9 protein-coding genes are annotated in these 7666 nt (G+C 61.2%); 4 read left to right on the top strand and 5 right to left on the bottom strand.

All coding sequences use genetic code 11. The features are described from left to right. Positions 1-77 precede the first annotated feature (77 nt). The 3 genes from B3E94_RS23990 to B3E94_RS23980 all read right to left on the bottom strand — a co-directional run bounded on the left by B3E94_RS23990 (position 78) and on the right by B3E94_RS23980 (position 1370). Positions 78-299: an FmdB family zinc ribbon protein gene (locus B3E94_RS23990; protein ID WP_176511589.1), complete on the bottom strand. Its 222-nt coding sequence runs from the start codon at positions 297-299 to the stop codon at positions 78-80. A gap of 92 nt (positions 300-391) precedes the next feature. Beyond that, positions 392-718 (bottom strand): ribbon-helix-helix domain-containing protein, encoded by a 327-nt coding sequence (locus B3E94_RS23985; protein ID WP_176511588.1) that lies wholly within the window; start codon positions 716-718, stop codon positions 392-394. A 178-nt stretch (positions 719-896) separates the two neighbouring features. Continuing rightward, positions 897-1370: a Dps family protein gene (locus B3E94_RS23980; protein WP_176511587.1), complete on the bottom strand. Its 474-nt coding sequence runs from the start codon at positions 1368-1370 to the stop codon at positions 897-899. A gap of 277 nt (positions 1371-1647) precedes the next feature. On the opposite strand from B3E94_RS23980, the gene B3E94_RS23975 reads away from it, so the two are divergent. Next, positions 1648-2241: a cold-shock protein gene (locus B3E94_RS23975; protein ID WP_286915494.1), complete on the top strand. Its 594-nt coding sequence runs from the start codon at positions 1648-1650 to the stop codon at positions 2239-2241. Between the two features lie 42 nt (positions 2242-2283). On the opposite strand, the gene B3E94_RS23970 is transcribed toward B3E94_RS23975, so the two are convergent. Both B3E94_RS23970 and B3E94_RS23965 read right to left on the bottom strand, forming a co-directional pair. Next, positions 2284-2490, bottom strand: a complete 207-nt coding sequence (locus B3E94_RS23970; RefSeq protein WP_286915493.1) for a SlyX family protein — start codon at positions 2488-2490, stop codon at positions 2284-2286. Between the two features lies 1 nt (position 2491). Continuing rightward, entirely contained in the window at positions 2492-2911 is a 420-nt protein-coding gene (locus B3E94_RS23965; RefSeq protein ID WP_176511584.1) for an HIT family protein, read from the bottom strand. Between the two features lie 727 nt (positions 2912-3638). Here B3E94_RS23965 and B3E94_RS23960 point away from each other — a divergent pair. The 3 genes from B3E94_RS23960 to B3E94_RS23950 all read left to right on the top strand — a co-directional run. Then, on the top strand, positions 3639-4913 hold the full coding sequence (locus tag B3E94_RS23960) for an OprD family porin (RefSeq protein ID WP_176511583.1): 1275 nt from the start codon (positions 3639-3641) through the stop codon (positions 4911-4913). A gap of 162 nt (positions 4914-5075) precedes the next feature. After that, the gene (locus tag B3E94_RS23955; protein WP_286915492.1) at positions 5076-6791 is read left to right on the top strand and encodes a proline--tRNA ligase; all 1716 of its coding nucleotides are present in this window, start codon (positions 5076-5078) and stop codon (positions 6789-6791) included. Positions 6792-6811: 20 nt separating this feature from the next. Continuing rightward, a partial coding sequence (locus tag B3E94_RS23950; protein ID WP_286915491.1) for a hypothetical protein occupies positions 6812-7666 on the top strand: 855 nt, incomplete at its 3' end.

Below are 7666 nucleotides of genomic sequence, written 5' to 3'. Positions count from 1 at the left end.
CTTCTCGTGATTCGTGTATTCGGTGGAGGCCTTGCCCAGAAGGTTAATACTGCAAGACCCAGCTACTGCAATTCAACTCAGTCGGCCTTGTCGCCGCCTGCCAGATTCTTTTTTGCCCCGGTCTTGAAGTCGGTTTCGTACCAGCCGTTGCCGCTCAGGCGAAAACCTGGGACCGACAGCAGCTTCTTCAATGCCGGCGCTTCACAGGCCGGGCAATCGGTCAGCGGGGCGGCGCTGATCTTCTGCAGCACCTCCATCTGGTGATTGCAGGAAGCACATTGATAGTCATAAAGGGGCATGGATGTCTCTCGTCAACCACAACGCGGGCTGCCTGGGCAGCAAAAAGCGAGATTATATATGGTTAACAGGCACTGCGCAGCCCGCCCGGCGATCAGCGTGCACTCGGCGGGTCGAGCAGCCAGGCGACACAGATCACCCGGATCAGCCCGCTGAAGTTGCGCACCCCGCCCTGGCGCAGGTGCACCTCACGGTCCACGTAGGAGAGCACGGCGCTGACCGAACACTGATTGGCCTCGGCAATGCGTTCGAGGATGCCCCAGTAGACGCCTTCCAGCCGCAGGCAGGTGGAAAACCCGTTGAGCCGCACCGAACGCGATACCGGCTGAACCTGCACCATGTCGAAATCTGCCTTGAACGGATCGATGCACTGCTTGCCTGGCCAGCATCCCAGACCTATCCGTCGCTTGTTCGCTTGCATACTACGCCCCACTCACTGACTACCACCAACTTCCCTGCAGCGCATGCAGGGACCCTGGGGCGAATCAAGCGCGCACGGGCGCATTCAAAGCAGCGGCAAAGCCTTCCTGTACAAACGAAAAAGCCCGGCCGAAGAGCATTCGGCCGGGCTTTTGGGGGCTACCTACAACAGCTTCGGACTATTGACCTTTAAGCAGCACTCGCAGCATCCAGGCGGTTTTCTCGTGCACCTGCATGCGCTGGGTCAGCAGGTCGGCGGTCGGCTCATCGCTGACCTTGTCCACCACCGGGAAAATGCTGCGCGCCGTGCGCACCACGGCTTCCTGCCCATCCACCAGCTGGCGAATCATCTCTTCGGCAGCCGGCACGCCCTCTTCTTCCTTGATGGAAGAGTGGCGCGCATAAAAGGCATAAGACCCCGGCGCCGGGAAGCCCAGGGTGCGAATGCGCTCGGCGATCGAGTCGACGGCTAGCGCCAGTTCGTTGTACTGCTCCTCGAACATCAGGTGCAGGGTGCGGAACGACGGACCTTCGACGTTCCAGTGGAAGTTGTGGGTTTTCAGATACAGCACGTAGGTATCCGACAACAGGCGGGAAAGCCCTTCGGCGATGGACTTGCGATCTTCTTCACTGATACCGATATCGATTGCCATGAAGTTCCCCTTTGCATTGGGCTTGATGATCAAGCAGGCCTGACACACTGTATCAACACTTTGCCCAACCCGCCCATGACCCAGCGCAAGCGAACGCCATCGGCCCCCTCGGTTTGAGAAGGGCCCGGCTTTGCTGTTAAATAGGCACGGTGCCACCCGTGCGGACTGTTATTGCCGGGTGCATAGGCTGGCGTACCGCGTGATCGCGTTCTACACCTCATGCGCACCGCGTTGCCAGCTCTTCCTGTGATCGGCCTTATCAACTGCGAGCCAACCCATGTTCAAGATCGTCCACCTGGTGACGGGCGTTGCGGCTTTGCTGCTCTCGCTCATACCCAGCCTGAAAACCGATGCGACACCCTTCCTGCAGCAACCCGACGCGGTCTACCTGGCCCTGCTCGGCCTGCTCAACCTGCTGCTGGCCCCGGTCGTACCCCTGTATTACCGCGGTGCACGCCAGCAGCTGCAGCACCTGGCCTGCGCCCTTTTGGTGGTGGCCGTGGTACTGCAGACACTGACCCTGCTCGCCCGCCCGGAAATGGGCAACCTGGCCGCCCTGGTGTGTGCCACCCTGGCCGTGGCCCTGCACCTGGCGGCCGGCTTTGCCCGCGGCAGCCGTAAGGTGCGCAGCAGCTCGAACGCCTCTCAGGACGCCGGCCAGCGGGACACCGGCACCGTGAAGTGGTTCAACACCTCCAAGGGCTTCGGCTTTATTTCGCGCGATTCGGGTGACGATATCTTCGTTCACTTTCGCGCCATTCGCGGCGAAGGCCACCGCATCCTGGTCGAAGGCCAGCGCGTGGAGTTTTCGGTCATGCACCGTGACAAGGGCCTTCAGGCCGAAGACGTGGTCGCGGTGAATCGCCGCTGACCACAGCCAGCCCTGGGGTTCCCCAGGGCTACCCTCCCCCCCTCAGTAATGCGGCGGCGGCGCCTCTTCCCCTTCACTGCCGTACTGGCCGACCATCTCCTCATAACGCTTGATCAGCTCGGCCACCTGCAATTGCAGGCGATCGATCACCTGCCCCTGCTCGGCCACCACATCATTGAGCGCCTGAATGGTGTCGTCCTGAAACGCCTGGCGGGTTTCCAGTTCGATGATGCGCGATTCCAGCGACATGTCAGGCCTCCTGGTAATCGTTTTCGAGCAGCGCACGCAGGCGCGCGCGAATCGCCTCCACCTGCTCCGGCGCATAAGCCAGCGCAGGCACCTTGCCCCACACCGGTGCAGGCCAGGCGGCGTCATGCTGGTGACGAACGATCACGTGCATGTGCATCTGGCTGACCACGTTGCCCAGGGTGGCAACGTTCATCTTGTCGGCGGCGAACTCGCGCTTGAGCGCCTCGGCCAGGTAAGTGGTTTCTTTCCACAGCTGCGCCTGGTCTTCCTGGCTCAAGTCGAACAACTCACTTGCACCTGGGCGCTTGGGCACCAGGATGAACCAGGGATAGTTGGCATCCTTGCTCAGCAGCAGCCGGCACAACGGAAAATCACCCAGTACCAGGGAATCCTGCTGCAAACGAGAATCCATCAAAAACACGGTAAACCTCCATCAAGCAAAACCGCCCGTGACTACGGGAGCATGGCCGCAAGGATACCCTGCTGCGCGGTTTCAGTTCAGCAATCGATGAAGGCTGCACAGTGGCGGTAACACAACGCTACTTTTCGCACCAAAATGAGGCCGCGCTACGACACACCACTACGGTTTTACCCAGCGCATCTACTCAACATGAACAGTCGCCGGTAACACATTGACTTTTATGACAGGTTTTTGCTTTTCCGGTGACATTTGTTTTGGCACACCATCATACAAGCCGCACCCCGTATTTCCGGCACTTTTCCACCTGCGGCCAAGGGTGTTGTGAAAATTTCATCAAGCGTTGTTAATTTTGAGCACGCTTGTTGCATTCCTTTCACGCCAAGTCGGCACGACACCTGCATGATGCGGTGGACGCGACAAATAACAACAGCGGCATTGGATTCACCAGGGAGTTTCTTCAACCGCAGCCGACACTTACGGCTTGCATGGGGTGACAGGAACAGCGCTGGGGTTGTACGCCCGGTAAAACCGGCGCGTGATTTGCGACACGGAAATACCTATAAGCGACATGGCTATAAAGTTCCCGAAAGGTTTTATATACCCATATCGCCAACAACAGTCAGCGTGCTATACATTTCCGCCGACATAACAAGAAAGAGCTGCCCCATATAACTAAAAAACTTGGGCGCAGCGGTACTCTTCCTAAAAACCAAAGGAGCAAATCACGATGCGCGTGATGAAGTGGAGCATGATCGCCCTGGCCGTTTCGGCAGGGACCTCGCAAATGGCCCTGGCATCTTCCCAGGACGAGTCCAAGGGTTTCCTCGAAGACAGCAAGCTGAACGTCAAGACTCGCATGCTGTACTTCAGCCGCGACTACCGTAACAACCCGGCTGGCAGCCAGAGCCGCGTAGAAGAAACCGGTCTCGGCTTCCTGGGCACCTACGAGTCGGGCTTCACCCAAGGCACCGTCGGCTTCGGTGTCGACGCCATCGGCATGCTGGGCCTGAAACTGGACAGCGGCAAAGGTCGCCACTCCACCGGCCAGTTCCCGACAGACGGCGACGGCCGTGCGCAGGATGAGTTCTCCGAAGGCGGCGGCGCGGTAAAAATGCGCATCTCCGATACCGTGCTGAAGTATGGTACCCAGTTCACCGCACTGCCAGTGCTGGCCACCGACGACAGCCGACTGCTGCCGGAAACCGTGGAAGGCGCGCTGATCACCAGCAGCGAAATCAAGGGCCTGACCCTGAACGCTGGTCACTTCACCGCCCTGAACGCCCAGTCTGAAAGCGACCACGACAGCCTGCACCTGAAGAAAGCCGATGTCGTCGGCGGCACCTACGCCTTCACCGACAACCTCAGCACCAGCCTGTACTACTCCAAGGTCGAAGACTACTGGCGCAAGTACTACGCCAACGTCAACTGGGCGCTGCCGATCTCCGACAAGCAAGGCCTGGTGTTCGACTTCAACATCTATGACACCAAGAGCGATGGCCAGGGCCTGCAACGTGCCGAGAACGATGGCACCACCAAGCTCGACAACCGTGCCTTCAGCCTGTCGGGCGCGTACAACATCGGCGCCCACACCTTCACCCTGGCTTACCAGAAAGTCACCGGTGACGGCGACTACGGTTACGGCGTGGACGGCGGCGGCACCATCTTCCTGGCCAACTCCGTGGCCCGTTCCGACTTCAACGCCGAAGACGAGAAATCCTGGCAGGCTCGCTACGACCTGAACTTTGCCGAGTTCGGCGTGCCAGGCCTGACCTTCATGACCCGTTACGTGCGCGGTTCCGATGCCAACACCGGCACCACCAGCAACGGCAAGGAATGGGAACGCGACATCGACATCAAGTACGTGCTGCAAGAAGGCCCGGCCAAGGACCTGAGCTTCCGCGTGCGTCAGGCCACCTACCGCTCTTCCGATGGCGTCTACTACGGCTCCCCATCGCTGGACGAACTGCGCCTGATCGTCGAGTACCCGCTGAGCATCCTGTAAGCCTGGCTTATAGCGTGCCCCGCACATGAAAAAGCCCGGCCAACGCGCCGGGCTTTTTCTTGGCTGACAACTGCCCCCGCCTGGGGCATTCTGTACGCCTTCGTTTCGCCCCCGTACAATGCGGGGTCATTTCAATGTCTTAGGCAATCGACACGGCTAACCATGCGCACCAGTCAATATTTGCTCGCCACCCAGAAAGAAACCCCTGCCGACGCAGTGGTCATCAGCCATCAGCTCATGCTGCGTGCCGGCATGATCCGCAAACTGGCCTCCGGCCTGTACACCTGGCTGCCGATGGGCCTGCGAGTCATGCGCAAGGTCGAAGCCGTGGTACGCGAGGAAATGAACGCCGCCGGCGCCCTGGAAGTGCTGATGCCGAGCATCCAGCCAGCCGAGCTGTGGCAGGAATCCGGCCGCTGGGAGCAGTACGGCCCTGAGCTGCTGCGCCTGAAAGACCGCCACAACCGTGATTTCTGCGTCGGCCCGACCCACGAAGAAGTCATCACCGACCTGGCCCGCAACGAGCTGTCCAGCTATAAACAGCTGCCGCTCAACATGTACCAGATCCAGACCAAGTTCCGTGACGAGATCCGCCCGCGCTTCGGCCTGATGCGCGGTCGCGAGTTCATCATGAAGGACGCCTACTCCTTCCATGCCGACCAGGCTTCCCTGCAGGAAACCTACGACCGCATGCACCAGGCGTACTCCAACGTCTTCACCCGCCTGGGCCTGGACTTCCGCCCAGTGCAGGCCGACACCGGCTCCATCGGTGGCAGCTACTCCCATGAATTCCACGTGCTGGCCGAATCCGGCGAAGACGACGTGATCTTCAGCGACAGCTCCGACTACGCCGCCAACATCGAGAAGGCCGAGGCCATCCCGCGCGAAACCGTGCGCCCTGCCCCAACCGAGGAGCTGCGCCTGGTCGATACCCCGGATGCCAAGACCATCGCCCAGCTGGTCGAGAACTTCGGCCTGCCGATCGAAAAGACCGTCAAGACCCTGATCGTGCACGGCGCCGAAGAAGGCAAGCTGGTGGCCCTGGTGGTGCGTGGCGACCACGAGCTCAACGAAATCAAGGCCGCCAAGCTGGAACAGGTCGCCGACCCTGTGGTCATGGCCAGCGACGCCGAACTGCGTGAGGCCATTGGTGCCGGCGCCGGCTCCCTCGGCCCGCTGAACCTGCCGCTGGAATGCGTGATCGACCGCTCTGTCGCCCTGATGAGCGACTTCGGCATCGGCGCCAACATCGACGACAAGCACTACTTCGGCGTCAACTGGGAGCGTGACCTGCCCGTTCCGGAAGTCGCCGACCTGCGCAACGTCGTCGAGGGCGACCCAAGCCCGGACGGCCAGGGCACCCTGGTGATCAAGCGCGGCATCGAAGTGGGCCACATCTTCCAGCTCGGCACCAAGTACAGCGAGGCACTCAAGTGCCAGGTACTGGGCGAGAACGGCAAGCCGGTCACCCTGGCCATGGGCTGCTACGGCATCGGCGTGTCCCGCGTGGTCGCCGCTGCCATCGAGCAGAGCTATGACGACAAGGGCATCATCTGGAACGACGCCCTGGCACCGTTCCAGATCGCCCTGGTACCGCTGCGCTACGAAACCGAAGTGGTGCGCGAGGCGACCGACAAGCTGTACGCCGAACTGACCGCTGCCGGCTTCGAAGTGCTGCTGGACGACCGCGACAAGAAGACCAGCCCCGGCATCAAGTTTGCCGACATGGAGCTGATCGGCATCCCACACCGTATCGTCGTCAGCGACCGCGGCCTGGCCGATGGCAACCTGGAATACAAGCACCGCACCGAGCAGGACGCCCAACCGCTGCCGCTCAATGAAGTGCTGAGCTTCCTGCAGGCCCGCGTTCGCCGCTGATAATCAATGCACGAGTGATCATGTCCAAGCGAAGTACCTTTACCCTGGGGGGTGCCGCACTGTGCGGCACCCTGCTCGTCAGCGGCTGCGCCAACCAGATGTCCCAGCGCAGCGAGCATGAGGAGCGCGTCGAGCGCAAACTGCTCGAGCACACCCTGCAGATCGATGTCGGCGAGCCCAAGGTGATGGAGCTTCCGCAACGGCGCGTGCGCATCCATGAACAGAAGCGCTTCGAAGTCACCGAGTTCGAAGTGACCCGGCGCTACGACCGCTATACGCCGTACCAGCCTTGGCGGGAGATCTACGAGATCCCGCTGGGCGCGGTGGCCGTGGTGGCCGGTGTCGGCGCCAACGTGGTCAACGTGTTCGCCCTGGGCAACCTGCCTGACAGCGTTACCCACGACTGGCTCAGCTATGGCGTGGCCGGGCTCAACCCGTTCATGAACGTGCAGTCCAATGGCCGGGCCCAGCAGAACCTGGCCGGGATCAGCGAAGTGCAGAAGGACAAGCGCGAGGAATTCACCAGCCTGCCGTGGAGCGAGCGCCTGGTCGAAGTGAAGGCCGGCAAGCTGACCCACGAGCTGACCACCGACAGGAACGGCGTGCTGCGCCTGAACCTGCTGGACAGCCCGTTCTCCGAGCAGCACCTGAACCACGTCGGCACCCTGCACCTGCAGGTGGTCGATGAGGAAAATGCGGTGCGCGGCGATGCCAGCCTGCTGGTCAGCGCGACCTTGCGCAATAAACTGCAGGAAGCCCACGAGCTGATTTTCGATGACCTCGAAGACGACGATGTGGGCCAGTGGGTGCACCGGGTCAAGCGCCTGTCGGAGCTGGGCCTGGAAGAGGAAGCCAGCGAGATGGAGCAGAGCCTG

This window comes from Pseudomonas sp. UBA6315 (assembly GCF_002438125.1).
GTDB lineage: Bacteria > Pseudomonadota > Gammaproteobacteria > Pseudomonadales > Pseudomonadaceae > Aquipseudomonas > Aquipseudomonas faucium.
Note: the sequence above shows the minus strand (reverse complement) of the source record. Positions and strands in the feature narration are given on the sequence as shown.

What these genes read in the sequence shown, in the direction of transcription:
- B3E94_RS23990 (WP_176511589.1), bottom strand. Translation starts at nt 299, where the DNA reads ATGCCCCTTTATGACTATCAATGTGCTTCCTGCAATCACCAGATGGAG.
- B3E94_RS23985 (WP_176511588.1), bottom strand. Translation starts at nt 718, where the DNA reads ATGCAAGCGAACAAGCGACGGATAGGTCTGGGATGCTGGCCAGGCAAG.
- B3E94_RS23980 (WP_176511587.1), bottom strand. Translation starts at nt 1,370, where the DNA reads ATGGCAATCGATATCGGTATCAGTGAAGAAGATCGCAAGTCCATCGCC.
- B3E94_RS23975 (WP_286915494.1), top strand. Translation starts at nt 1,648, where the DNA reads ATGTTCAAGATCGTCCACCTGGTGACGGGCGTTGCGGCTTTGCTGCTC.
- B3E94_RS23970 (WP_286915493.1), bottom strand. Translation starts at nt 2,490, where the DNA reads ATGTCGCTGGAATCGCGCATCATCGAACTGGAAACCCGCCAGGCGTTT.
- B3E94_RS23960 (WP_176511583.1), top strand. Translation starts at nt 3,639, where the DNA reads ATGCGCGTGATGAAGTGGAGCATGATCGCCCTGGCCGTTTCGGCAGGG.
- B3E94_RS23955 (WP_286915492.1), top strand. Translation starts at nt 5,076, where the DNA reads ATGCGCACCAGTCAATATTTGCTCGCCACCCAGAAAGAAACCCCTGCC.